The sequence below is a fragment of the Flagellimonas sp. HMM57 genome, from assembly GCF_021390175.1.
In the GTDB taxonomy this organism is placed as follows: domain Bacteria; phylum Bacteroidota; class Bacteroidia; order Flavobacteriales; family Flavobacteriaceae; genus Flagellimonas.
This window is the reverse complement of record NZ_CP090004.1, coordinates 2,793,040-2,818,155: the sequence shown is the minus strand read 5'-3', so window position 1 is coordinate 2,818,155 and position 25,116 is coordinate 2,793,040. Positions and strand designations below refer to the sequence as shown.

Sequence of the window (25,116 nt, the reverse complement as noted above, 5' to 3'; positions counted from 1 at the left end):
TTTTAAGTCGTTAAAGATACTTAATCCCATCCAACAGAAATCCAACATTCTTTTTTTAGGAAATTTTTAGCGTTATGACCAAAATTTTATTGCTTTCGGATACTCATGGTCACATAGACGACTCCATTTTAAAATATGCGACACAGGCAGATGAAATTTGGCACGCAGGTGATATTGGGAGTTTGCACGTAACGGACAAATTGAAAGAGAATAACCCATTGCGTGCGGTTTACGGTAACATTGATGACCATATTATTCAAAAAGAATTTCCAGAGAACAATCGTTTTTTTTGTGAGGAGGTTGATGTTTGGATAACCCATATTGGAGGTTACCCCAATAAGTACAATGTTAGGGTAAGGGATGAAATTAAGCAGAACCCGCCAAAACTTTTCATTTGTGGCCATTCCCATATATTAAAGGTGATGAACGATAAAAAATTGAATTTACTTCACATGAACCCAGGCGCTTGCGGAAAACATGGGTTTCACCAAGTCCGTACAATGTTACGATTTACGGTAGACGGTTCTAAAATAGCCAATCTTGAGGTTATAGAACTGGGCAAGCGCTAATCCTTTTAACCATGGTGTACATTACAAAAAAAGTCATATTGATAAAAAATCCCGACCAAGGCCGGGATTTTCTCGCACTAATACTACTAAGATGTTAGGTTCAACGTAAGCGATCAACAGATTTTACAAGATCTTCATCCTTTTTGATAGCTCTGTTGGCCAGAACCAGAAAAACGATAGAAAATACAGGAATCAGCATCCCAATACCCTTCTCAGAAACAACAGTTTCTCCGGATAAGCTTAGCGATCGATAAACGAAAAATCCTAGTAAAAAAAGATTCAATATCATATTCAATCTGTTTATCACAAATTGATTTTGCCTGTTTTTGTACATAAAAATCGAAATCACGGCCAAAATTGCAGATGCGATAAATACAATACTTATCCATAATTCGTTTTTGGCAAAAAACTCGATTCCTTCCGCATCAATCCATAAACTAAAAATAAACGGTAGTACTCCGGTTATTAAAGCTACAATAACAAGAAATAACGTCTGTATTCGCTGAATCATTGTTTAAATTGATTTCGGAAGGCAAAAATAAGTGTCTTTTTGGTAAATGCCCTCTTAATCTTGAAAAATAATTTGTATACTTGTGTCGTTATTAGCGAAGCACTTACCCAAGGAAACTTTCCTATCGTAGTACCCAAATAACTTTTTACTTCAATTATTCACATTATACAAGTTTAACCTATTCATAACTTAATGTTCGAGATTTCAGATCTAAAAGCTAAAAAGCTTCCTGAATTACAGGAAATTGCAAAAACCCTCAGTATTCCAAAATTCAAGACCCTCAAAAAACTTGATTTGGTCTACCAAATTCTGGATACACAAGCATCCAATCCAAAAGCAGTTCAAGAAACTGCTGTTACAGCCAAAGAGAAACCTGCTCCAAAACCAAAAAGAGAAAGAACTCCACGACCCAAAAGAGAGCCGAAAGAAGCTGTTGCCAAAGAACCAGCCGAAACCAAACCGGCAGAGAAAGAAACGGTAGCTAAGAAAGAAGATAAGCAGCCAGAAAAGAGAGAGCCGCACAAGCAAAATGCTTCTCAAAAAAATCAAAATAACAACAGAAGAAACAATCAACATCAAAGAAATAGCGGCCACGAAAAAAAGAGCAGCAATTTTGACAAAGATTTAAAAAACAGGTACAAGGAACCTGAGTTTGAGTTTGATAGTATTATCGAAAGTGAAGGTGTGCTTGACATTATGCAGGATGGCTACGGCTTTTTACGCTCTTCTGACTATAATTATTTATCATCTCCAGATGATATTTACGTCTCGCAATCACAGATTCGATTGTTTGGCCTAAAGACCGGAGATACGGTACTGGGAAATGTTAGACCTCCAAAAGAAGGAGAAAAATATTTTCCTCTAATAAAGGTGAGCAAGATAAACGGGCTAGATCCGCAAGTGGTCCGTGACCGTGTTTCTTTTGAGCATCTGACACCATTGTTTCCGAAAGAAAAATTCAAATTGGCAGAGCGACAAAGTACATTATCGACACGTATAATGGATCTCTTCTCCCCTATTGGAAAAGGACAACGGGGTATGATCGTTTCCCAACCTAAAACGGGTAAGACCATGTTGTTGAAAGATATTGCCAATGCCATAGCCGCCAATCATCCTGAGGTTTATCAAATTATTCTTTTGATAGATGAACGTCCAGAAGAGGTTACGGACATGCAACGTAACGTACATGGAGAAGTTGTAGCTTCTACATTTGATAAGGAAGCTACAGAACATGTTCGTGTTGCCAACATTGTATTGGAAAAAGCAAAGCGCTTGGTAGAATGCGGTCATGATGTTGTTATCCTGCTGGATTCCATTACAAGATTGGCACGAGCCTACAATACCGTACAACCTGCATCTGGAAAGGTGTTGAGCGGTGGTGTTGATGCCAATGCACTGCACAAACCAAAACGTTTCTTTGGAGCGGCACGTAATATTGAAAATGGCGGGTCACTGTCCATAATTGCTACGGCTTTGACAGAAACTGGTTCTAAAATGGACGAAGTTATCTTTGAAGAGTTTAAAGGTACGGGTAACATGGAACTACAATTAGATCGTAGAATTTCCAACCGAAGAATCTTCCCAGCTATTGATCTTATTTCTTCATCAACACGAAGGGATGACCTTTTACTCGATGAAACCACTATCCAACGTATGTGGATCATGCGCAAATATTTAGCAGATATGAATCCAGTTGAAGCGATGGAATTCATGGAACAACGTATCAAACAGACCAAGAACAACGAAGAATTTTTGTTGACGATGAATCAATAATTTCCATATTGGAATAATGATATCGATTACCATTACAAGGCCCTTTGATGAAATTCAAAGGGTTTTTTTATAGCTCCATTTTATAGAAATGCCATATCTTTAGTACGGTTTCCCATACTATCAACAATAAAAACACTTACAACATGAAAAACACCAAAAAAGCAGCACCATTCCTCCTAGTTTTCACCCTATTATTACTAGGTGCTTGCCAACCAAAACAAAAGGAAAATCCAAAAGAAGAACCTAAGGAACATGTAGAACCTCCCAAACAGATTATTTCTTTAATAGAATCGAAATCACTGTACGACAACTACAGCAAAAACCGTGTAGAGACCATTCAACAATATGAGGCACAAGCAAATAGGGACAAGAACTTTAAACCATCAAGGTTTACTTCTTTTGATTATAAGACCATGAAACAGTACATGGCCTTTATAGAACAGGAGGCTGAAGCTGCTAACGTCGACATTTCTACCTTGCGCTTTTATTTTGCTACTTATCCTAGTAAAAGACGATTTCCTGATGGGCAAAGGGTAGTACACCCTAGACAAAATTCGCTTTTTATGCTGCCCACCATGAAGGTTAAAGGCTTGGATTATGGATTCTATATTGGTGCCGACGGCAAAGCAAAACTTGTTAAAGATGCAGTAGGTATAAATGGAGTTCAAGATTCTATGCAACAAGCCAATGGAACAGCTAAAGCGAGTTTTATGCCTTCTTTGACTACAGCCCCGCTAATGCAAGGAGAGCAGAGCTTGACCATGAATCATGGCTCATCTGGACCCCCACCCTCAGGTGATTTTTAAATAATGGTGGAAATTTTTTTACATTTTATCAAAGAACATTTTTATATTCCATTATACTTATTCACGTGGACTATAGCGGTATATAGATATAGGAGGTACTTTGATACAGTATTAAAGTATCTCCCTATCCTTATTATTTATACCTTTTTCACAGAGCTTTTAGGATATTTCGTAAAGCATCATGATGATTTTCAATTCTTCTCGGATGAAAGATATGATTGGCATAATGTTATCATCTATACTATTTATCAAATCGTCTTTTTTGTCTTTTTTTATTGGATATACTGGAAAACCATAATCAATGAAACTTTGAAAAAAATCATTAAGTATGGAGCTATTATAAGTATTATTTCTTATCTGATAAGCGCTTTCTTTCAAAATCCTTTACATGAACAATTGAACTATGCTCATGCAACTGGATCCGTAGTTTTAGTTATCGCATTGATTTTTTACTTCAAAGAAAAAAGCCATGAAGACTTTCCTTATTCCCAGAAAAACAATTTACTTTTCTGGGTCAGTATTGGCTTGTTTATATTTTATGTTCTTTTCCCTTTCATTTTGCTATCGGATTACTTAAAGTTTGACGTATCCATCCAATTTCATCTTAGAACAGTACTGTTGACCGCTATAGTTTTAATGTATTCATTTTTTATAATCGGCTTATTATTAGGAAAAAGACAAGCATTTAGATAACCTTTTTGTATTTAGGTTTATCATTTGGCAACTATTTGTATAGACATTGCTGTAACTTTTCTCCCTTTAGAAAAACCAACACCATGACTGCTACCTATCTGTTCTTAATGTATGCCCATTTGATTACGGTAGTTCCTTGTATTTTTATGGGAGCCTATCTTTTATCAGTCAAAAAAGGAACAAAAAGACACCAGACCATTGGAAAAATATATATGACCCTCATGTTTTTCACCGCATTCGTCTCTTTATTTTTACCTGCCCAAGTTGGCAACCAGTTTTTAGACCATTTTGGTTTTATACATCTCTTCAGCTTCTTAACTTTATATACCGTTCCAACTGCAATAACAGCGATTAAAAAGGGAAATGTAAAAGCGCATAAGCATAAAATGGTTTTGCTATATTTTGGTGCTTTGATTATAGCTGGCGGTTTTACATTGGCTCCAGGGCGGTTTTTACATGAAGTTTTTTTCGGATAGCATCAATACACCACTACTTTAGCTTCTTTCACAACTTTAGTGGCACGAATTCTTAATCGAATATATAATATTGTAATCTTTTTCGTTCATATAAGTAGTTTTATAGCTACTAAATATTTATCGGAAAAAATATACCATTAGTCGATACTTGATGGTATCCTAGCTAAAACAAAAGTGCTTATACAAGAAACACATTTAATTTTATACTATTAATTAGGATGTAAATCCACAAAATAAAAATGATGAAAATATCCCAAATCGTTTTCTCACTAATTTATTTGGTACTACTATTTACCTTTTCCTCCTGTGTCAAAGATAATTTTGATGATTCCATTGATACGGAAAGTGAAGATGAAATTGAAGTACCCGTAGATGAGCTGAAAATTACTGAATTGCAAATTCCATCTGGCTTTGAATTCAAAACGGAAAGGTCGGTGGAATTGACGATCAATGATAATTCTACCAATGTCAAGTATGACGTATACGCCTATCAAGAAAACTCAACCAACGGTCAGATAACCTATGTCAATGAAGATGACGAAGAAGTTACCGGTACGGATTATGTTGTGGACAATCTGAACCATCTAATTTTCAGTGGCGCTCCTTCTGGAGGAAAAATTGAGCATACATTTGTGGTTCCAGATTATTACGATCAACTATATATAAGAAGAAAAGAGGGTTTCGCCTATTCTTCAGAAATAGTCAATATCTCTTCAGAGCAGGTTGTTTACACTTACTCATCATTAAATGCAAAAGGCGCCTCTTCTTCCAAGGGCGTTGTTGAGGACTTTCTATACTGTGTAAACGGTAATGCAGAGTTGTTCCAAGTAGACCCCATTACCGGGGCGTATACTTTTATTTCTACTATGCCGATGGGGAGCTTTACTGCTGCCATTGATCAACAAAATAACTTTTTATATTCAATAGGGAGATCTAATCCGAATCCTCTGATGCGCTATGATATTACCAATGATACATGGACCACAATAGCAAACCTAGGTATAGGTGGCCCGCGTTTGGATTTTAATCCTCAAGACGGGTTGCTCTATTTCTCAACAAAAGCAAAACTGTATTCTATTGACCCAACCAATGGATCCATTCTTTCCCAATGGGATATCAACGGTCTTGACCGAACGCAGGGTGGGGATTTAGCATTCGCAGCAGATGGCACCTTATTCGTATGTACTTTTTCTGGGCTTTATCGACTTGAATTGAATGTAGAAGGTGATTACGACTCTACCAGGATTAGTGGTGAAGACTTGCCATTCAATCCAACCTCCATGACATTTGACTCCAATAATGAATTATGGCTGGCCAATAGTGGCAGTAACAGCAATTTGATAGTCATGGATACTCAAACAGGAGGTTGGGAATACAGATATGGCCCCAATTCTAGTTCAGGTGTCTCTTTTGACAGAACTATAAATGATTTAACCACTTTCCGTGTTTTTGATGAAGAAGCAGTGGACCCCGATACTGATGGAGATGGTATTACGGACAGCAATGATGATTTTCCTGAAGATGCCGACAAAGCCTTTGAGCAGTTTACACCAAGTAAATACGGTTGGGGAACCGTAGCTTTTGAAGATTTATGGCCATTCTTGGGAGACTATGATTTCAACGATACAACAATCAATTATAGATTTGTTGCCGTCCTTAACTCGGACAACATGGCTGTACAATTAGATATTTATTTTGAGGTAAGCTCTGATGGAGCTGGGTTTGTAAATGCTTTCGGAATTGAACTGGAAAGTATAGCCCCAAGTTTAGTAGAATCTGTTACAGGCACAGTGTTAACGGAAGGTTATATCAACGTAGCCTCTAATGGTGTTGAGCAAAATCAGGATAGGGCAGTCATAATTCTATTCGACAACCATGAGACCATGTTGGGAATACCTTCAAAAATAGAGGTGAAATTCACAACGCCCATTACCACCAATCAATTGGGAATTGCACCATTCAATCCCTTTTTGATCGTGGACAGGAACAGAGGAAACGAAATCCATTTACCCAATAGGTTCAGAACTAGTTTAGGGACAAACACTCCCTCTACCGAAGGTGTTAACCGAGATGAAGATGGTAATTATCAAACTGAATCAGGATTGCCTTGGGCCATCAATATTGTTCACAATTTTAAACCCCCAAAGGAAAATGTTCCAGTGAACCAAGCCTATAACTTCTTTAATGAATGGGCTACTTCAGGAGGAACAGCCTTCCAGGATTGGTACAAAGATTCATCTGGGTACAGAAACGAATCCGAATTGCAAGAATAGTTCTCTATCACCTATTACACAACAAAAAAGCGCCCTAAAATTAGGGCGCTTTTTATTTATGCTAAATAATGTGAAAGGCTACTACATTGCAGCAACCTTACTCATTAACTTACTTTTTAAGTTAGCAGCTTTGTTATTGTGGATGATGTTTCTCTTAGCAAGCTTATCTATCATTCCAACTACTGTTGGCAACAAAGTTTCAGCGGCTTTCTTATCTTCCTCATTACGTAATTTTTTAATCGCATTACGAACCGTTTTATGCTGATATCTGTTACGTAGACGAACTGCTTCGTTCCTTCTTATTCTTTTTAATGCTGACTTATGATTTGCCATTATCTTAATTTAAAATGGAAGATGAAAAATAGTACTTCTTGCAATCTTTCACCTTTTAATTTATAATTTTTTAGTAGCCCGTAGGGGAATCGAACCCCTGTTACCAGGATGAAAACCTGGCGTCCTAACCCCTAGACGAACGGGCCATTTTGGATATAACTAATTATGGTTGCAAAAAAGCTTCACTCTTATAGAACTCAAAATTAATCAATTCCAATATTTCATTGAACTTCGTAGCCCGTAGGGGAATCGAACCCCTGTTACCAGGATGAAAACCTGGCGTCCTAACCCCTAGACGAACGGGCCGGGTGCATAATTGCGGATGCAAAAATACAATTATTTTTAAGTCCTGCAACAGTAAATTTTATTTTTTACGTGCTTTTAATACGCCTTAGCAAATAGCACACGCTGGGTAGATGGCTTTCCCGTTACCATACATTTTCCTACCTCTTTTTTTGCATCCAATGGAATACAACGTATTGTAGCTTTGGTCTCCTCTTTAATCTTATCCTCTGTCTCAATAGTTCCATCCCAATGTGCGGAAACAAATCCACCTTTTTCAGTGATAACTTTTTTGAATTCATCATAAGAACCTACCTCAGTGATATGTTCCGATCTAAAATTCAAAGCTCTTTGATATAAGTTCTCCTGAATCTCATCCATCAAAGAAACTATCTTGCCTACAACCGCTTCTGCTTTTACCGATTCTTTTTCAAGTGTATCCCTTCTGGCTACCTCATAGGTCCCATTTTCCAAATCGCGCTGTCCAATGGCCAGTCGCACAGGAACACCCTTCAATTCGTATTCATTGAATTTAAAGCCTGGTTTATGGGTATCCCTTTTATCGAACTTAACAGAAATTCCTTTACTACGTAATTCCTTTACCAAAGGATTTACTTTTTCCGAAATGGCATCTAACTGCTCCAATCCTTTATAAATAGGAACAATTACAACTTGGATAGGTGCTAATTTAGGCGGAAGTACTAATCCATTATCATCACTATGCGTCATCACCAAAGCACCCATAAGTCGTGTTGAAACACCCCAAGAGGTTGCCCAAACATACTCTTGCTTTCCTTCCTTATTGGCAAATTTCACATCAAAAGCTTTGGCAAAGTTTTGTCCCAAAAAATGCGAAGTTCCTGCTTGCAATGCCTTACCGTCCTGCATCAATGCCTCAATGCAATACGTCTCTTCTGCACCAGCAAAGCGCTCACTTTCTGTTTTAGTGCCCTTAATAACCGGAACGCCCATGTACTTTTCCGCAAATTCAGAATAGACATGCATCATTTGCTCGGCCTCTTCCAAAGCTTCCTGTTCTGTGGCATGTGCCGTATGTCCTTCTTGCCATAAAAACTCAGCAGTACGCAAAAACAATCTTGTACGCATCTCCCAACGCACCACATTGGCCCATTGATTGATCAACAATGGTAAATCCCTGTAAGATTGAACCCATCTTTTATACGTATCCCAGATGATAGTTTCTGATGTTGGTCGAACAATGAGTTCTTCCTCCAATTTTGCATTTTCGTCAACCACGATCCCACTTCCATCTTCCGCATTTTTTAATCGGTAATGCGTCACCACAGCACACTCCTTTGCAAAACCCTCAACATGACTAGCTTCTTTGCTTAGGTACGACTTGGGAATGAATAAAGGAAAATAAGCATTTTCATGTCCAGTCTCTTTGAACATTTTATCCAACTGCGCCTGCATCTTTTCCCAAATGGCAAATCCATAAGGTTTTATGACCATACACCCTCTAACCCCTGAGTTTTCAGCTAAATCTGCCTTTACTACGAGCTCATTATACCATTTGGAATAATCCTCGCTCTGACTCGTTAATTTTTTCCCCATCTACAATAGTTTGGCACAAAACTTGTGACTTTATAACAAAATAGTTCGGTAAAACTAACTATTTTTAGTATGTTCAACAATAAAAATTGCACTATGACAAAGTCTATACGCTTCTCGAAATTTCAAATTCCCGCCATACTTGTTCTGGGCATTTTTTTAATGACCTCTTGTGGTTCTTACCAGCAAGCTTCATATTATGATGATGATGGAATTTATTCCAACAATAATCGTGTTGCCCGTGTTGAAAAGAAATCTGCCGAGGCTGTAAGAAATGAACAAAGAGAGAGCGATATCTATGGTGATTATTTTGGTGAAAGGGCAAATGAGTTTGATGAGATCTTAGATAATGAGATTTTTACAGATGTCGATAGCTACTACAGCGGCACTGAAAATGATGATACTCAAATTGGTGAACAAACAGATTATTTTGCTACGAACAACACCTACAACGGAAATCCAGGTTGGGGCGATAATCCCACTAATTTAACCGTAAACGTTTACGATAACAGCTGGGGCGGTGGCTTTGGCTGGGGTTGGAACGATCCTTGGCTTTGGAACAATTGGGGCTGGGGAGGTGGCTTTGGCTGGGGTTGGAACAACCCATGGAGATGGAACCGTTGGGGCTGGGGCGGTGGTCTTGCTTGGGGTGGCGGCTTTGGCTGGGGCGGTGGCTTCGGTTGGGGCGGTGGCTGGGGCAACCCTTACTGGGGTGGTGCCTGGGGCTGGAACGGAAACTATGGTCGCGGTTGGAACAGAGGATTTAATAGAGGTTATGCCTACAATAGGTCAAGAAGGGGCTATTCAAACAGTGTAATTCCAGGTACTGCAATAAGAAGCAGGTCCAATCTAGCGTCTAGAAGAAGTGGATACTCCTCAAGATATGCTAGCGGACGCTCCAATATTAACAGAAGTTCTTCAGCTGCAAGGAGCTCAAGGTCCTATCGTAGCGGTTCAACAGCAAGAAGGTCGGTTAGTGCAGATGCAATAGCAAGAAATAGAAATTATAGGTCCAGCAGAAGTACCCGGTCTGCCTCAAATTACGGAAGTAATGCCAGAACCAGTCGTTCTTACGGAACCTCACCTTCATCTTCAAGAAGCAGTGGGACCTATAGAAGTAGTGGCACGAACAGGAGTTCTTCGTCCGGCTACAGAACTTCGGGAAGAAGCACAAGAAGCTATCAATCTTCTGGTAGAACTGCCCCAAGAAGCAGTAATTATAGCCGGTCTTCCGGTAGCTCAAGACCATCTGGCAGCTACAGAAGTAGTGGAAGCAGAAGCTCTCGAAGTAGCGGTAGTTACAGAAGTTCGGGCAGCAGCTCAAGGTCTTCCGGTAGCTATAGAAGCTCAGGTGGTTCCAGTAGGTCTTCTGGAGCATCCAGATCATCTGGACGAAGCAGCGGAAGAAGAAGATAATCCTTAATTAATTCAAGGCAAAAAAAGAAAACAAATGAAAAGAACCCTAACTTTCATAACGGTATTGGCATGCACTTTTGCAAATGCCCAAAACATTAACGACGTTTTACGCTTTAGCAATGAAAATATTCAAGGTACTGCAAGGTTTCAGGCAATGGGCGGTGCATTCGGCGCCTTGGGCGGTGATTTATCATCTTTAAATGTAAACCCTGCGGGTTCAGCTGTTTTCAACTTTAGTCAATTTACCATAACAGGTACAAATTTTAATAGAAACAACGAAGCCGCATTCGGAAATAGCCTAACGGAAACCAATATTAATTCTTTGGAATTAAATCAATTGGGGGGTGTATTTGTCTTTAAATCCACCGAAAGTGCATGGAAAAAACTGGCACTTGCTTTCAACTATGATATGGTGCAGAATTTTGACAATGAATTTTCCGTATCGGGAAATACAACACAGGGCATCGATAATTATTTCTTGAACTTTGCACAAGGCCAAGCTTTAGGACCTTTACGAGTACAAGAGGGAGAGTTCATAGAAGATGCTTATTTAGATATAGGTTCCAACATTGGCTTTGGAGCACAACAAGCATTTTTGGGCTTTCAAGCTGGCATTATAGAACCAACGGTCGATGATGACGAGAATACCGCTTACGTATCCAACGCTTCATACAGCGGAGTAAATCAAAACTATCTTCAAAGTACTACTGGGTATAACAGCAAGTTAACTGCGAATTTTGCCGGGCAGTACCAGGAGAATCTTTATATAGGAGCTTCAGTAAATTTTCACAATGTACTTTATGAGAGATTAACGTTATTGGATGAGAGCGGTTATGACACAGATTCCCCCGTACAGTTCACTACGTTCGATAATCTTTTGAGAACCGAAGGATATGGTTTTTCATTTAGCGTTGGAGCCATTGCTAAATTGAACGACAACATTCGCATTGGTGGTAGTTACCAATCCCCTACTTGGTACGAACTAACGGACGATACATCACAACGGATAAATTCAAATTTAGCAGAACCGGATATCGATTTTATCGATTTTAGAATTGTAAATCTATTTGAAGAATACAGAATAAAGACTCCAGAAAAACTTACTGGTAGTTTAGCTGTTGTCTTTGGAAAAGACGGACTTTTAAGCTTTGATTACAGCTATCAAGACATGTCCAATGCAGAACTACGCCCCAATTCGGACCCTAATTTTGCAGCGGAAAATGATTTTATCGCAAATCAATTAGGTGTTGTGAACTCATACAGATTTGGAGGAGAATACAGGATTGATGATGTAAGTCTAAGAGCTGGATATCGATACGAAGAGAGCCCATATGAAGAAGGAAATCTCATTGGTGATTTAACTGGCTACTCCGGGGGTATTGGTTATAATTTTGGCGGAAGCAGATTGGATTTAGCCGTAAATAGGACAGAACAAGATGTAAATACGTTACTTTTTGATTCGGGAATAAGTAGTTCGACCATGATCAATAGAAGGAATACCAACGTGACCTTGGGCTTTACCCTAAAGTTCTAAACATAATTAACATGGGTTCGACGTAAGCATATCTATTAACACCTGTGCTCAGTAATTTATACCCAAAACCTTAAAACAAAACCCAAAATCCAAGACCCCAAACACGGTCATTCACAATTCTTGTATCCATTTGGACGAAGTTTCGTTTTCCAGAATCTTGGCATCGGGGAAACTTCCTATTTCCCTCGGTATTGAACAAAGAAGTACCTAGCTGTGCTATCCTTTCCATTTTTGGGACGGTAACAAAAAATTCCGTCAACTCAAAATGGCCATTCGTCAAACGAATGGGGGTATCCGTTCATTTTGCTTCTTAACTATCACCAAGAAATCTCAATTTGTGTAAAACTAAAATTACATAAAGATGAAATTGAAGAACATTTGTCTATTCCTATGTCTTTGCTCGATTGCTCTTTCCTGTGGCAAGGACGATTCGCCCAATGTGATTCCAGATGATAATCCGCCCAGTGGAACTCCTAAGGAAGAGAACAAAGCCCCGGTCATAGCGGAGCAGTCCTTTACCGTTGCCGAGGATATCACCGATGCCCAGAACATTGGAACGGTAACCGCAACCGACCCGAATGGGGACAGCCTTACGTTTTCCATAGAGATGGACGATGACGGGCTTTTTGACATCACCGATGCCGGTGTACTTAGCCTAACTGCCGGAAAATCCCTGGATTTTGAGACCAAAACGGAACATACCCTTTTTGTGAGCGCTGAAGATGGGGAGTTGGAAACAAATGCGAAAGTTACGGTCACTGTCCAAAATGTAAGCGACACTTTGGCAGAAGATATCAATAGTTTTGTGACCACCTGGAAGACCACCGAGGACGGGGAAAGCATAACGATAGGTTTAGTAGAATATTTGACATACGATTTTACGATCGATTGGGGGGACGGCACCGTTGAGGACATTACCGATAATGAAAATATAGCACATTCGTATGCAGCGGCCGGTGACCATGTTGTGGCGATTCTAGGAGATTTTCCCGGTATAGCAATGTTAGGGTTCCCAAGTGCGCCCAAACTCATAAGTATAGATCAATGGGGCAATAGCAAATGGGAGTTCTTGAATTCGGCATTTATGGGCTGTGAGAACATGGTCTACAAAGCGCCCGATGCGCCCGACCTGTCACAGGTCCTTTCCCTTTCAAATATGTTCCGTAGTGCCAAAAAATTTAATGGGGACATAGGCGATTGGAAAGTAAGTACTATTGAGAAAATGAACGGTATGTTCCAAGGGGCATCGTCGTTCAACCAGAATATTGGTGGGTGGAATACGGAAAATGTCACCGATATGTCCTTTATGTTCAACGATGCTTCTTCCTTTAACGGGAACATTGGTAACTGGAACGTGTCGAGTGTTACAACAATGCGTTCCATGTTCTCTGGGGCCTCTGCCTTTAACCAGGATATTAGTGGGTGGAACACGAAAAATGTCACCGCAATGCTCGCCATGTTCTCTGGAGCTTCTGACTTTGATCAAGATATAGGGGGTTGGAACATTGGCAACATAACCAACATGGAGAACATGTTCAATAACAGTGGAATGTCCAAAGGGAGCATGGAAAACACCTTGGTCGGTTGGGACAATTTTGTAAAAGATAACGGCGGACCAACCGGAATTACCTGTGGTATGGAGAATATCACTGTCTGTGGCCCTGGAGCTGATATGGCAGTTGATAATCTTGAAGGTAACGGTTGGGTATTTCCCGGCTTAGACTTTCAATTAGTTTGCGAGTAGGCATTCTATCATGTAAACGTCACATAAAAAAAATCTGAAGGCCGGTGTGGATGACCATTCCGGTCTTTTTTGGTTATCTAACCAAAGAAAAGTGCCTTCTCACGGAACGTGCTACGATAACACCTTCATCATCTCGGTTATAATCCAAGCGAAACCAGTAATCCGAAGATGGTAACTGTCTTCCGTTAAAAGTACCGTCCCAGCCACCTGTGATATCCAATTCCTTTAACAGTTTCCCGTAACGGTCAAAAATGTAAACCGTAGGATCAGAAAGGGTTTCGATACCTAGTACGTTCCAATTGTCGTGAATCCCATCACCATTAGGTGTAAAAAACTTTGGATAACCTACTACCAAGAATTCTATAGGTTCCGTAATCCCACATCCGTTTTTATCATTGATAACAACAGTATTAACGCCCGGGGGCACATCAAAAAACAAAGGATCATCCTGAAACTCCCCATCATTGATGGCATATTCATAATCTCCATTCCCTAAAGGAACTATTTCAATATTGTAAGGATCGGTTTGGTTGCTGTTCACCAGATCATCGACCACACGTACCTCATCCAATTCTGGAACGCCAAAAAAGGTGATCAAAATGTCATCTGTTATGGTGGTTGCCAAAGTAGTCTCTATGGTCACACGGTAACGACCGGAGTTTGGACTTGTAACGGTTAGTTCGGTTTCAGCAGGTCCACTTGCCAAAACAGTTTCATAAGTACCATCATCATCTGCATCCAGCTCCCACGTAAAAAATGAGGCTGTAGGTCCAGCTGGGGAATTCAAGGCACTTAGAACAATGTCCGGATCACCCTCACAGGCAATAATGTCCAACCCTAAAAATTCGTCGCGCAGCGTACAGTCCAGTGCCGTATTTTGGTCGGCATCCACAGAGCTGCCCGTAAATGTCAAGGAGAATGGCTCTGGGTCACCATCAAAATTGGTATTGTAGTTATTGATATATAGATAATAGATCTCACCTGCTATAACATCTAAAAACTCATCATAGGTATTCTGACTACCCTTTACAAAGGGTGCCCCTTCCCTACCATTTATTGGATTCACCCCTATTCCGGTGAAACCTGTATCATTGACTTCATAGTTGCAACGTATGGGCTGTGCATCTCCATTTCCAATAACCGTACAAAAGTTTTGTCCAGCTGTTTGGTCAAAAGGTCCGTATAGGGCAAAATCCAGTTCAGAAGTAATTATACCGCCAGGTGTAACGGGCAATGCTTCCAAATCAAAACCAATTTGTCCATTGGTTCCGGCCCTAAAAACATACCAAGAGGTGTTGTTCTCTATATTAGCGGAACTTACACTCCCTTTTTCCAAACAACCGGATTGCGTAATAACTTCTGGATCAAAGTCATCGATATCACCACCACCATCAGTGAACGACAAAATAGGTGCATCCGCACAAACGGGTATAGCAGTTCTACAATCAGGTGAGTTTTGGGCATGTGTTTCCAAAGAAAACAGAAACATACAACAGATAGCACTAAACAAGGCTCTCATAGAATTGTGGGGCTAAAGATTATACTAAGTATAAACTGTATAACTGCCCAAAAGGAGTTTTTAGTATTTTTTACCCGAAAAATTATGCAGTTAATCGATAAAATGCATTTTTGCCTATCTTCTCAAGGAGAAATGATTCCGTAAATACTTCGCGTTCATCCTATTTCCGTTTTCATCCAAATAGGATAATTTGAACCAATAATCCGTAGAGGGAAGCGGCCTGCCATCAAAATTTCCATCCCAACCCGGACTAAATTCCGTCAGCTCTTTAAGCAACTTTCCATATCGATCATAGATGGTAACGACCGGTGAGTTCAATTCAGATAAACCTTCAACATGCCACGTTTCGTTGAGCACATCCCCATTTGGAGAGAAAATGGCCAAAAAGCCTACGACTACAATATTCTCAACGACTTCCCCACATCCAAAGACATCCCTCATAGTTACGGTGTGAACTCCTGCTGGGACTTCTTCAAAAACGTTACCAGTTTGAAAAGTGCCATCATTTAGACGATATTCAAATTCTCCAACTGCCTCTGTTACAATAGTTACTGTATTGCTTGAGCTAAAATCCTCAATTTCTATATCTGAGATTACTGGTAAAACCGAAGTTTGAACACGCACGGTCCTACTTTCACTACAAAACATCCCGTTTAATGAATTCGTAACAGTTAAAGTGTAATCTCCATCCTGCGAAATTATTATGTTCGGGGTTTGCTCACCCGTACTCCATTGGTAGCTATGACTTGGATTGGGAACAGTTTTCCCAATGACAACACCATTATTATCCTCACATATGATCACTTCTTCAGGAAAAGTGAGTTCAGGTGTTTCTATGGTATTTAAAACAAAACTTTCAGAGGCATCATAGCAATTGGGATTTGCCAAAGAAGTTGTCCGTACATAAATCGTCTCTGATCCCAAGCTTTTTGGATATGTTTTGGGAAATGGATTAATCCCTTGGTTCGCATCTGCCTGAGAACTATGGTAACTTACAATAAAATCGTCTGGGTTTTGTGTGCCGAGCGCTTCAAAATCCTTTAGCTCCAAATCAACTTCTAAATTTGCTGTATAGCACAGTATTTCATCAGTTATTGATGTCGTAGTGGGTATGACATTGAAGGCTACTTGAACGTCACTGATCAAAGAACCTGTAGGTGTTGAAACCACTACCCTATACATAGCAGAATTCAATATCTGTAATGTTGGACTTCCACTAGCTGCTGCCAGTAGCTGGAATCCGGTACCATTATCGCTATACCATTCATAATTTGTTGCACCTGTGGTTGTGGCATCCAAAACTACGGTCTCATTTTCGCAGGCAGCAATGGGAGGGCCCAAGAGATTGTCTACTATAGAGCAGTCCAAGGCGTTCATTGGGTCTGTAACAAGAATATCTCCTGTGAACTGAATCGAAAAACCTGAGTTCACATTACTGAAATTATTAATGAGCAAGTAGTATTCCTCACCTACATTTACATCCAACCAATCTTCATAGTGAACGGAATTTACGTCTCCCGTAGGGTCTTCCCCAACTCCCAAAAATGTTTTAAAATCGCTATTATCGAAAAAATTGCACCGTACAGGCTCCCCTAAGTTATTGCAGTCACTGGCTCTATACAAGGCAAAGTCCCAATCCTCTGTACTATCGTGTCCTATATTAAAACCCAACTGTCCCGAAGCTCCTGTCCTAAATCTATACCACGCTGAATTGGATTCTATAAATCCAGAAAGCGTTCGTTCAAGACATCCGCTTGAACTAGTACCATCAAAGTCATCGATTCCATAACCATTGGCCCCTCCGTTTATTGGCGTATTGCTACAAATAGGCACCGCATTTGCACAGTCGGGTAAGACCTGCGAACGGGTTATTTGGCACAAAAGCACTAAGAATATGATTCTTATAAAAGATTTCACCATAAATGGTTGTAGGTTTGGGTATTATAAAAATATAGCCGCTTTTCTTTTGGCAATAATTTATGTTGCCAAACTAAAGCTACCAGATGTTAAATAGCCCATTAATGTATATCTTTGCCTTCTTGAAGAAGTAACACATGAAACTAGAGCGGACTTTGGAAGAACAACATGAAGAAAGGGGCAATGACCATATTGGATCTTCTACCGAGACACCTATAAGAAAAGATGCCTTTGTACTGAGTGATGAGGAAAAGATAGAAAGGATACAAAAGAGTGTTCGAGAAATAATGTTGACCCTTGGACTTGATTTGGATGACGATAGCCTCAAAGGCACTCCAAAAAGAGTAGCTAAAATGTACGTTAACGAAATCTTTGGAGGCTTACATCCAGATAGAAAACCAAACTCTTCAACATTTGAAAACAAGTACAAATATGGCGAGATGCTGGTGGAGAAAAATATTGTACTCTACTCCACTTGTGAGCACCATTTATTACCAATAATCGGAAGGGCCCATATCGCATATATTTCCAATGGCACCGTTGTTGGGTTATCTAAAATGAACCGTATCGTGGATTATTTTGCAAAACGTCCGCAGGTTCAGGAGCGATTGAACATCCAAGTTGTCAAAGAATTACAAAAAGTATTGGGAACCGAAGATGTTGCCTGTGTTATGGACGCAAAACATCTCTGCGTAAATTCCAGGGGGATACGGGATATTGAAAGCAGCACCGTTACCGCAGAATATGGTGGAAAATTCAAGGATGAGGCTGTACGAAGGGAATTTTTGGATTATATCAACCTAGACACCGACTTTTAACCATTAACTTTTCAATGCAACTTTACAAAAGCCAAAACCTAAAAGTATACAATTCACTTTCTGGGAAGAAAGAAATTTTTGAACCTATCAATGAAGACCATATTGGCATGTACGTCTGCGGTCCTACGGTTTACAGTAACGTACATTTAGGAAACTGCCGCACCTTTATGTCTTTTGATATGATTTTTAGGTATTTCAAACATTTGGGATACAAAGTGCGGTATGTTCGTAATATTACGGATGCCGGACATTTGGAAAACGATGCTGACGATGGCGAGGATAAAATTGCAAAAAAGGCCAAGTTAGAGCAAATTGAACCGATGGAAGTTGTGCAGCGGTATACGGTCGATTTTCATAACACGCTTCAAAAACTCAACTTTTTGCCCCCTAGTATTGAACCCACGGCAACGGGCCATATTATAGAGCAAATAGAGATTATTAAAGAAATCTTAGAAAAAGGTATCGCCTACGAAGTAAACGGCTCAGTATATTTTGATGTTGTAAAGTTCAGCGAGAGCAATGATTACGGCAAGCTTAGCGGAAGGAAATTGGAAGATATGATCGCCAATACCCGCGAACTTTCCGCACAGGATGAAAAACGAAATCCGCAAGATTTTGCACTATGGAAAAGAGCCGAGCCACAACATATCATGAGATGGCCTTCCCCATGGGGAGATGGTTTTCCAGGATGGCATTTGGAATGTACTGCCATGAGCACAAAATATTTAGGGGAGACATTTGATATACACGGTGGAGGAATGGACTTAAAGTTTCCGCACCATGAATGCGAAATAGCCCAGGCCGAAGCGTGTACCGGAAAATCTCCCGTTAAATATTGGTTACATGCGAATATGCTGACCTTGAACGGTAAAAAAATGTCAAAATCTACTGGGAACAATATTTATCCTTCAGAGATTTTTAGTGGTGACAATGATATACTCAGTAAAGCTTATGCACCTTCTGTGGTACGATTTTTTATGATGCAAGCCCATTACACTAGCATTTTGGATTTGAGTGATGATGCGTTATTGGCTTCTGAAAAAGGATACTATCGTTTAATGGATGCCATGGAAAATCTAACGAAAGTCAATACAGGTTCTACATCTGATTTTGACCTGGCCCAGTGGAGACAGAAATGCTATGATGCCATGAACGACAACTTTAACACCCCTATTTTAATTGCGAATCTTTTTGAAGCTGTAAAGCACATCAACCTAATCAAAGAGGGTACTGAAACCATAACTGAAGAAGACAAAGTTATACTACAGCAAACTTTGAACACTTTTGCGTATGATGTTCTGGGACTGGAGAATCAAGCTGCTATAAAGGACGATTCCAACACGTTAGATGGGGTAATGGAGTTACTTATTGAGCTTCGAAATCAAGCAAGGGCAAACAAGGATTTTGCAACTTCTGACCAGATTAGGGATAAATTGACCACTTTGGGCATTCAGCTAAAAGATGGAAAAGATGGCACTAGCTTTAGCGTAAATTAGTTTTATATAGCATAGCGAACATATTAAAGGAATGTCAATCAAAAAAATCCTTATTGCCCCTTTTGTATTGTTGGTCAGGCTATATCAACTATTAATATCACCGTACACGCCAGCAACTTGCAGATACTCCCCTACTTGTTCGGCATACACGCTGGAAGCACTCAAAAAACATGGGTTGTTCAAAGGTGGTTGGTTGTCCATAAAAAGAATATTTAGTTGTAATCCGTGGGGCGGTAAGGGGTATGACCCCGTTCCTTAACAAAGTTCAAATACAAATTCAAAGTTCAAACGCAAATTCAAAAATCAAGTTCAAGCTCAAGTTCAAAAATCAAATTCAAGCTCAAGACCAAAGTTCAAGCACAAACCCAAAAACACATAACCAACCACTGACTACCGACTACTGACTACTGACTACTAACATCTATTTAATTATCTTAGCCCAAAATTTAATACATGTATTTCCTAGGCTTTAATTGGAATCCTGATGGCACCCTTTTCAAACTCGGGTTTATTCAGATAAAATATTACAACTTACTATGGATAGCGGCCTTTGTAGCAGGTTGGTATTTAATGAAGCGTATTTTCCTGAATGAAAAAAAATCCATGGAAAAATTGGACTCCCTTTTTATTTATGGTGTTGTATCTATTATGCTGGGCGCACGCTTGGGACATGTTTTTTTTTACGATTGGGATTATTACAAAAATCACCTAATTGAAATTTTATTGCCCATTAGGGAAAGTTCGAAAGGTTCATTATTTGGTCTTATCAATGGATATGAATTCACAGGATTCACAGGGCTGGCAAGCCATGGAGCAACTATTGCAGCAATTATAGGTGTCTGGCTTTACTGTAGAAAATGGAAAGACATTAAAATGCTCTGGCTATTGGACCGAATGGTTGTCGTTTCGGCCATTGGAACTGCTTTTGTTCGATTGGGAAATTTTTTCAATTCGGAGATAAACGGTAGGGTCGTTGATAAGTCATTTGCTTTGGCAACTCGGTTTATACGGGATTCCGATGATATGCCCGCTTACAAGGCAATGTCCATTACCAAAGAGAAAACAGCCAGTGCAGCCTACAAGGCCATAGAGCACAATCCAGAATTTTCAAGCGTATTGGAATCGATTCCCTACAGACATCCTGCCCAATTATATGAAGGTATATGCTATATATTTGTCTTTCTGGTATTGTATTTTTTGTATTGGAAAACGGATAAAAAAGACAAGACCGGGTATTTGTTTGGCGTTTTTATGGTAGGGCTTTGGACGGTACGCTTTTTTGTGGAATATTTTAAAAAGAGCCAAGGAGGTTTTGAAGAATCTTTAGGCCTTCTATCTACAGGACAATGGCTAAGCATTCCTATGATCATTGTTGGATTGTATTTCATGTTTAGACCAAACCCATCCAAAATAGCCCAATAAATGAAGAGATTTCTCCTATTGCTTCTGGTTTCCTTTATGCAGTTAAGTTCGTGTAAGACAGAATCCAAGCAAGAAATAAAAACCGAAACCATAGGTTTTACCAAAGAAGGCTCACTTACCGTTACACGATCTGAAACAGATTCCATCTTGATCACTTTGGATATTGAAATAGCTGAATCTGAATATGAAACCCAAACAGGATTGATGTACCGCGAATCGATGGAAAACCATCAAGGAATGTTATTTATTTTTCCCGATGTAGCCATGCATTCGTTCTACATGAAGAATACCGAATTCCCTTTGGATATCATCTATATTGATGAAAACTTGAAAATTGCCAGTTTTCAAAAAAATGCCCAACCATTTAATGAGACAGGATTACCCTCGAAAGTTCCGGTAAAATATGTATTGGAAATAAACGCAGGACTATCCGATACTTGGGGATTGGAAGTTGGAGATATAATTTCTTTCACAAAAGAGTAATGCCAAAATATCTTTTAGAAGACGAAACCACGCAGCGTTTATTGTTCAGAAAAGTTACTCCTTCGGACTTTGACCATTGGCTTCCTTTCTATCTCAATCCTTTATCCACTAAATATTGGGATGGCCTCGAACCAGACCCCATTAAAGCATGTACGGAGCAATTCGATAGGATTTTTGAACGGTATGAAATGAATTTGGGCGGCATGAATGCCCTTGTCTCAAAAGACACCAAACAACTTGTAGGACTATGTGGACTCTTAGTTCAAAGTGTTGATGGAGCGGAAGAACTCGAGATTGGGTATTCCATCTTACCAAAATTCTGGTTACAAGGCTTTGCCTTTGAAGCCGCCAAAAAATGTAGGGATTACGCTTTCCAAAACAACTTTTCGGATTCACTTATTTCCATTATTCATATCGATAACATTCCCTCTCAAAAGGTTGCCGAAAAAAATGGGATGTTTTTGGATAAAACAACTACGTACAAAGACAATCCTGTTCATATTTTTAGGGTAAACCAAGGATAATCTTTATTTTGAAGTGCATTGCACCTTTTGTCAAAGAATCACTTTAAAATGACCCAGCCTAAAAACCATACAATTCTTACGAACAACAGTTCCAGAACAGATGTTCTAGTGAACAACTTGTTGAAAGGCCGTTCAGAAGCTTTTAGCGAATTGAATGGAAAGACAGGACTGCTATTTTCCAAATCGGAAATTGAACGCTTTATGGATGAAGAGGAAAGGCACGATGTAAAAATTATTACAGAGGGAGTTTACCAGTCCTTAAAATCCATGAGTAGTGGAGAACAAAAAAAAGTATTGTTGGATTACATATCAAAACAAAAACCTGATTTTTTGGTTTTGGTCAATCCTTTCGATAATCTAGATGTAGAAACGCAAACCATTCTAAGAAAAAAGTTGATATCCATTTCAAAGTCAGTTATCCTTATTCAAATGATAAGCCGTTTAGATGATGTGCTGCCCATCTCTTCGGATTACTATAAATTAGATGGGGACAAGCTAGAAAAGTATGCATCGTTCGATTTGTTTTTGACCGCAAACCAAAAAGCAGAACCTCAGTTCACGGGAACTATTCCACCTCCTCTGCATACCATTGAAGTTAAAGAAAATGAACTTGTTCAATTTAGGAACGTATCTGTAAGTTTTGATGGGCGTAAAGTTTTGGACAGTATTGATTGGGCTATAAAAAAGGGGGAGTTTTGGCAATTGATTGGTCCCAACGGAAGCGGAAAAACCACTATATTATCTATGATAACCGGAGATAGCCATAAAGGATATGGACAAGACCTAACTATATTTGGACAAAGGAAAGGAAGCGGTGAAAGCGTATGGGACATCAAGAAAAAAATAGGGTACTACACGCCATCAATGACAGATAAGTTTAACGGTTATCATAGTTTGGAAAATATGATACTCTCCGGACTTTACGACTCAATTGGGCTTTACAACTATCCAACCGACCAGGAAAAAAAATTGGCTTTATCATGGTTAAAACTTTTACAATTGCACAATAAGAAAGACATGAAGTTTTTATCACTTACTACGGGCGAAAAAAGGCTTGTTATGACCGCGAGAGCAATGATAAAACATCCTCCGTTGTTAATTCTGGATGAGCCAACAGCCGGATTGGATGAAAAAAGTACAGGGCTATTTATAGCTTTGGTGAACAAAATCGCTAAAGAAAGTGATACTGCAATTGTTTTTGTTTCCCATAGAAAGGAAAATGGGTTGTTACCCCGGTTTGATTATATTCTAGAAACAACAGACTCAAATGGGTCAATTGGAAAAACAAGACAACATGTATATCATTGAAGCTAAAAAAGAAGATGCGGTTTACATTGCCCTATTGGCAAGATTTACCTTTACGGAAACTTTTGGCCATTATTTTAATGATAAAAAAGATTTACAAGATTATTTGTCAAGAACTTTTAATGTTTCAAAATTACGTGTCAGTCTCAACAAACCGAACAACGTTTTTTGGCTAGCTTATGTTGACGACTTACCTGTAGGATATGCCAAGCTAAAGCTCCATTCCCCATCAAAATTCATCAACTCGCAAAATGTATGTCAACTTCAAAAAATATATGTTTTAAAAGACTTCTTATCTTTAGGTATTGGACGCGAATTACAAAATAAAGCCCTGAAGAGAGCGGCAGCCAATAACGCTGAAAATATTTGGCTTTCCGTATTAAAAAGTAACACAAGGGCCATTACATTTTATGAAAAAAATGATTTCGATAAAATAGGTAATCATGATTTCCAAATTGGAAAAGAGCATTTTGAATTTCAAGCTATGGCTAAAGACCTAAAATAAAGAGATGAGGGAAGATGTGCTAAAAATATACAATGAAATCGTCGAGTCCAATCCCAATTTTGAAAGAAAAGGAAAAACAATGCCCTACACATCGGCAAACGGCCATATGTTCTCACAGCTCAACAAAGAAGGGGAATTGGGGATTCGACTTTCAAAAGAGGATACTACTGAATTTGATAAAGCCTATGGGTCAAAACCATTTAAATCATATGGCGCTACAATGCGAGGGTACGTTTTGATTCCTGAATCATTATTGGGAGAGAAAAAAAAGCTAGGAGAATATCTTCAAAAAGGATTTGAATACGTTAAGTCATTGCCCTCAAAATAAACTTTTACAAGAATGGGTTTTTATGATTTGTCAAAAGAAAAGCGAAAAGACCTGGTTCAAAAAATTGAGTCGGATATACTTCTTGACCTTCAAAAAAAGGAAACAGAATCCATTTTCAAATACTTTTCCGATGAAGATACCTACATCAGAAAAGCTGGTTATTCAGCCATTGGCAAAATATACAAAAATAGTACTATCGATGTATCCAACATTATCAATATTCTTGATAAACTCCTGAAATCTGAATCCGAAAAAGTAAGACAGACAGTAATCAATACAGCTGGTGAGTTAGGTAAAATCAATTTTGAAAATGTGGGGTACTTTTTTGACCAAGGACTATTTGATGAGCATCATTCCGTAAGAAATGCGGTTATAGGTTCTATCAAGAAAATGGGAGACAAAAACCCTGTTCCTGTTTTGAACTGGGCAAAAAATTACATTCGTCATCCAGATAAGGAGGTGAGACGTGAGATTTGCCACGGCATAGAATTAAGGGGACGAAAGCATCCTCAGGATATTCTCCCATTGCTAAAAGAGTTACAGCATGATACAACGAGACGAGTAAAAAATACCCTTATACATGTTTTGGGGCAAATCTCATATAAGAAAGGATGTCTGGCCATAGTGATCAAAGATTTAAAAACTTGGAAAAACAAAGAACTTGTCAGAAAAGCTTTGAACGAAATTATAGATGTACACAGGCGTTACAAAGATTTTGCCGCTCTTACCCAAGAAGAAGCTATAGCCTATATTGATAAAAACTACAGTGAAAAACAATAAAAGAACAAAAGATTTGAAAAACAAAAAACCACCTTAA

General features: G+C 39.1%; 23 protein-coding genes and 2 tRNA genes. 18 read left to right on the top strand and 7 right to left on the bottom strand.

Features of this window, described 5'->3' with window-relative positions:
• Positions 1–74: 74 nt before the first annotated feature.
• Positions 75–569, top strand: a complete 495-nt coding sequence (locus LV716_RS12430) for a metallophosphoesterase (RefSeq protein ID WP_163418120.1) — start codon at positions 75–77, stop codon at positions 567–569.
• A 100-nt stretch (positions 570–669) separates the two neighbouring features.
• Here the strand turns inward: LV716_RS12430 and LV716_RS12425 are convergent, their stop codons facing one another.
• On the bottom strand, positions 670–1,080 hold the full coding sequence (locus tag LV716_RS12425) for a DUF4293 domain-containing protein (RefSeq protein WP_163418119.1): 411 nt from the start codon (positions 1,078–1,080) through the stop codon (positions 670–672).
• A gap of 192 nt (positions 1,081–1,272) precedes the next feature.
• Here LV716_RS12425 and rho point away from each other — a divergent pair, with 192 nt between their 5' ends.
• The 4 genes from rho to LV716_RS12405 all read left to right on the top strand — a co-directional run bounded on the left by rho (position 1,273) and on the right by LV716_RS12405 (position 7,101).
• Entirely contained in the window at positions 1,273–2,853 is a 1,581-nt protein-coding gene (gene rho / locus LV716_RS12420; protein WP_163418118.1) for a transcription termination factor Rho, read from the top strand.
• Between the two features lie 143 nt (positions 2,854–2,996).
• Positions 2,997–3,659, top strand: coding sequence for a hypothetical protein (locus LV716_RS12415; protein WP_163418117.1), 663 nt, complete (start codon positions 2,997–2,999; stop codon positions 3,657–3,659).
• A 776-nt stretch (positions 3,660–4,435) separates the two neighbouring features.
• Entirely contained in the window at positions 4,436–4,828 is a 393-nt protein-coding gene (locus tag LV716_RS12410; RefSeq protein WP_205600127.1) for a DUF2306 domain-containing protein, read from the top strand.
• Positions 4,829–5,067: 239 nt separating this feature from the next.
• Positions 5,068–7,101, top strand: coding sequence for an LruC domain-containing protein (locus LV716_RS12405; RefSeq protein ID WP_163418116.1), 2,034 nt, complete (start codon positions 5,068–5,070; stop codon positions 7,099–7,101).
• A gap of 81 nt (positions 7,102–7,182) precedes the next feature.
• Here LV716_RS12405 and rpsT read toward each other — a convergent pair whose 3' ends face one another.
• The 4 genes from rpsT to proS form a co-directional block, all read right to left on the bottom strand.
• Positions 7,183–7,434: a 30S ribosomal protein S20 gene (rpsT, locus tag LV716_RS12400; protein ID WP_073175882.1), complete on the bottom strand. Its 252-nt coding sequence runs from the start codon at positions 7,432–7,434 to the stop codon at positions 7,183–7,185.
• Positions 7,435–7,508: 74 nt separating this feature from the next.
• Positions 7,509–7,580, bottom strand: a tRNA-Glu gene (locus LV716_RS12395).
• Positions 7,581–7,668: 88 nt separating this feature from the next.
• A tRNA-Glu gene (locus LV716_RS12390) sits at positions 7,669–7,740 on the bottom strand.
• A 75-nt stretch (positions 7,741–7,815) separates the two neighbouring features.
• Positions 7,816–9,291, bottom strand: coding sequence for a proline--tRNA ligase (gene proS / locus LV716_RS12385; protein ID WP_163418115.1), 1,476 nt, complete (start codon positions 9,289–9,291; stop codon positions 7,816–7,818).
• A gap of 93 nt (positions 9,292–9,384) precedes the next feature.
• On the opposite strand from proS, the gene LV716_RS12380 reads away from it, so the two are divergent.
• The 3 genes from LV716_RS12380 to LV716_RS12370 all read left to right on the top strand — a co-directional run bounded on the left by LV716_RS12380 (position 9,385) and on the right by LV716_RS12370 (position 13,982).
• On the top strand, positions 9,385–10,704 hold the full coding sequence (locus tag LV716_RS12380; RefSeq protein WP_163418114.1) for a hypothetical protein: 1,320 nt from the start codon (positions 9,385–9,387) through the stop codon (positions 10,702–10,704).
• A gap of 34 nt (positions 10,705–10,738) precedes the next feature.
• A complete protein-coding gene (locus LV716_RS12375) occupies positions 10,739–12,238 on the top strand; it encodes an OmpP1/FadL family transporter (RefSeq protein WP_163418113.1) in 1,500 nt (499 codons plus the stop codon).
• Between the two features lie 361 nt (positions 12,239–12,599).
• Positions 12,600–13,982: a BspA family leucine-rich repeat surface protein gene (locus LV716_RS12370; protein WP_163418112.1), complete on the top strand. Its 1,383-nt coding sequence runs from the start codon at positions 12,600–12,602 to the stop codon at positions 13,980–13,982.
• 73 nt (positions 13,983–14,055) lie between these two features.
• On the opposite strand, the gene LV716_RS12365 is transcribed toward LV716_RS12370, so the two are convergent.
• Both LV716_RS12365 and LV716_RS12360 read right to left on the bottom strand, forming a co-directional pair.
• Positions 14,056–15,501 carry a T9SS type B sorting domain-containing protein gene (locus LV716_RS12365; protein WP_163418111.1) on the bottom strand — a complete coding sequence of 482 codons (1,446 nt, stop codon included), beginning with the start codon at positions 15,499–15,501 and terminating at the stop codon, positions 14,056–14,058.
• A gap of 114 nt (positions 15,502–15,615) precedes the next feature.
• Complete coding sequence (locus LV716_RS12360) at positions 15,616–17,421, bottom strand: T9SS type B sorting domain-containing protein (RefSeq protein ID WP_163418110.1); 1,806 nt, start codon at positions 17,419–17,421, stop codon at positions 15,616–15,618.
• Between the two features lie 134 nt (positions 17,422–17,555).
• Between LV716_RS12360 and folE the strand changes: the two genes are divergently transcribed.
• The 10 genes from folE to LV716_RS12310 all read left to right on the top strand — a co-directional run bounded on the left by folE (position 17,556) and on the right by LV716_RS12310 (position 25,079).
• Positions 17,556–18,236, top strand: a complete 681-nt coding sequence (gene folE, locus LV716_RS12355) for a GTP cyclohydrolase I FolE (protein ID WP_163418109.1) — start codon at positions 17,556–17,558, stop codon at positions 18,234–18,236.
• 14 nt (positions 18,237–18,250) lie between these two features.
• Complete coding sequence (gene cysS, locus LV716_RS12350) at positions 18,251–19,732, top strand: cysteine--tRNA ligase (RefSeq protein WP_163418108.1); 1,482 nt, start codon at positions 18,251–18,253, stop codon at positions 19,730–19,732.
• A 31-nt stretch (positions 19,733–19,763) separates the two neighbouring features.
• Complete coding sequence (yidD, locus tag LV716_RS12345; protein WP_163418107.1) at positions 19,764–19,991, top strand: membrane protein insertion efficiency factor YidD; 228 nt, start codon at positions 19,764–19,766, stop codon at positions 19,989–19,991.
• A gap of 194 nt (positions 19,992–20,185) precedes the next feature.
• Positions 20,186–21,154, top strand: coding sequence for a prolipoprotein diacylglyceryl transferase (gene lgt, locus LV716_RS12340; RefSeq protein ID WP_163418106.1), 969 nt, complete (start codon positions 20,186–20,188; stop codon positions 21,152–21,154).
• Positions 21,155–21,637 (top strand): DUF192 domain-containing protein, encoded by a 483-nt coding sequence (locus LV716_RS12335; RefSeq protein WP_163418105.1) that lies wholly within the window; start codon positions 21,155–21,157, stop codon positions 21,635–21,637. It abuts the gene before it with no gap.
• Positions 21,637–22,161, top strand: a complete 525-nt coding sequence (locus tag LV716_RS12330; RefSeq protein ID WP_163418104.1) for a GNAT family N-acetyltransferase — start codon at positions 21,637–21,639, stop codon at positions 22,159–22,161. Before LV716_RS12335 ends, LV716_RS12330 begins: the two co-directional genes overlap by 1 nt.
• A gap of 48 nt (positions 22,162–22,209) precedes the next feature.
• Complete coding sequence (locus LV716_RS12325) at positions 22,210–23,469, top strand: ATP-binding cassette domain-containing protein (protein WP_163418103.1); 1,260 nt, start codon at positions 22,210–22,212, stop codon at positions 23,467–23,469.
• Between the two features lie 34 nt (positions 23,470–23,503).
• Complete coding sequence (locus LV716_RS12320; RefSeq protein WP_233759125.1) at positions 23,504–23,971, top strand: N-acetyltransferase; 468 nt, start codon at positions 23,504–23,506, stop codon at positions 23,969–23,971.
• 4 nt (positions 23,972–23,975) lie between these two features.
• The gene (locus LV716_RS12315) at positions 23,976–24,299 is read left to right on the top strand and encodes a hypothetical protein (RefSeq protein ID WP_163418101.1); all 324 of its coding nucleotides are present in this window, start codon (positions 23,976–23,978) and stop codon (positions 24,297–24,299) included.
• A 12-nt stretch (positions 24,300–24,311) separates the two neighbouring features.
• Positions 24,312–25,079 carry a HEAT repeat domain-containing protein gene (locus LV716_RS12310; protein ID WP_163418100.1) on the top strand — a complete coding sequence of 256 codons (768 nt, stop codon included), beginning with the start codon at positions 24,312–24,314 and terminating at the stop codon, positions 25,077–25,079.
• Positions 25,080–25,116 lie beyond the last annotated feature (37 nt).